The following is a 1,376-nucleotide window of genomic DNA, read 5'->3' on the forward strand; positions in this document are numbered from 1 at the left end:
AAGAGACAGCCCCGCGCGCCCGCCCGCCTCGAGAGCGATTGGTCTGCGGATAGCGCCGGTGGCATGGACGGCGCGATGAAGAAGCTCATGGAGCTGCCGGCCGGGCCGGTCCTGCTCGGGGCGGTCGCGGTCAGCCTCACCGCCCCTTTTCACTGTCATCGGGTGTGGTGAACGGTCGCCAGTGCTGACGCGAGCCGCGGCAGCATCGCGCTGAAGGCCCCGTCGGCCGGCCGGGCGAGCCCGAGAACGATCCCCGCACCGCCCACGCCGCCCACAGCAGCGGCTGGGGAGGGGTCGACGGGTGCCGCCTGCGACTCGGCGCCCCACGCCGCCGACAGGCGCCCCACCGTGATGCCCGCGTCGGCGCACGCCGCCACCGCCCGCGCCTCCGGGTCGGCGCCGGCGCGGCCGCGGTGGCTGCCGGCGGTGTCGAACCGGATCACCGCGTCGCTGCCGCCGTGCATCGGCAGCACCCGCACCCCCGGAACGTCGAGCATCGCAGCGAGCAGTGCCTCCCGCCGTCGGCCCAGCCGCAGCCGCTCCGTCCGGGTGTGCCGGCGCACCGTCCCATCCGCCAGCAGATGCGCCACCGCGTGCTGCGTCGTCGCCGAGACGCGCATGCCCAGCACCTCGCGGACATCGCGCAGCTCGGCGAGAAGTGCAGCACCCGTGGGCCGCACGAAGCCGACCGCGAGGTCCGGGCTGAGCAGCCGCGAGAACGTGCCGAGCAGGACGGTGCGGCCATGCGGGTCGATCGCGGACAGCGGCGGCAGCGGTGCGCCGGTGTAGCGCAGCTCGGAGTTGAAGTCGTCCTCAATGATGAGGGCGTCCTCGTTGCGCGCCCACTCGAGGAGGGCGAGGCGGCGGTCGAGGCTGAGGGAACCGCCGAGCGGGTACTGGTGGCTGGGGGTGACGATGACGGCGTCGGGCGCGGCGGCCCCGGTGGGCAGCGCATCCACGCGCAGACCGTTGCCGTCCACGCCCAGCGGGACGATCCGGTGCCCGAGCACCTGCGGGACGCGCCGCAGGCCCGGGTAACCGGGTGTCTCCACGCCGATGCTGAGGGTGCCGCGGGTCGCGGCGAGGGCGTGCAGGATCAGTTCGAGCCCGTCGCGGGAGCCGGCGGTGACGAGCAGGGCGGCCGGGTCCGTGGGGAGCCCGCGCATGAGTCGGAGGTGTTCGGCGATACCGGCCCGCAGGTCGGGCAGTCCGGTGAGGCCGCCGGTTTCGGCCTCGGGTGCGGCAGCGGCGCGGCGCCACGCGGACCGCCAGGCGGCGCCGCCGATCCGCGTGGTGCGCGGCAGGCCAGGGCGCAGATCCACCGCCGGTGCCGATGCGGGTGCGGGGGCGGGGACAGGGTCGGGACGGCCGGGCGC

2 protein-coding genes are annotated in these 1,376 nt (G+C 75.9%); one reads left to right on the forward strand and one right to left on the reverse strand.

Features of this window, described 5'->3' with window-relative positions; translation table 11 throughout:
• Positions 1–171, forward strand: a 171-nt coding sequence (locus MHY20_RS11690; RefSeq protein WP_275436821.1) for a DUF1206 domain-containing protein, incomplete at its 5' end; no start/stop codon positions are given.
• On the opposite strand, the gene MHY20_RS11480 is transcribed toward MHY20_RS11690, so the two are convergent.
• A partial coding sequence (locus MHY20_RS11480; RefSeq protein ID WP_239376900.1) for a PLP-dependent aminotransferase family protein occupies positions 156–1,376 on the reverse strand: 1,221 nt, incomplete at its 5' end. The two genes, MHY20_RS11690 and MHY20_RS11480, sit on opposite strands and share 16 nt — an antisense overlap.

This window comes from Helcobacillus sp. ACRRO (assembly GCF_022347125.1).
GTDB classification, from domain to species: Bacteria; Actinomycetota; Actinomycetes; order Actinomycetales; family Dermabacteraceae; genus Helcobacillus; species Helcobacillus massiliensis.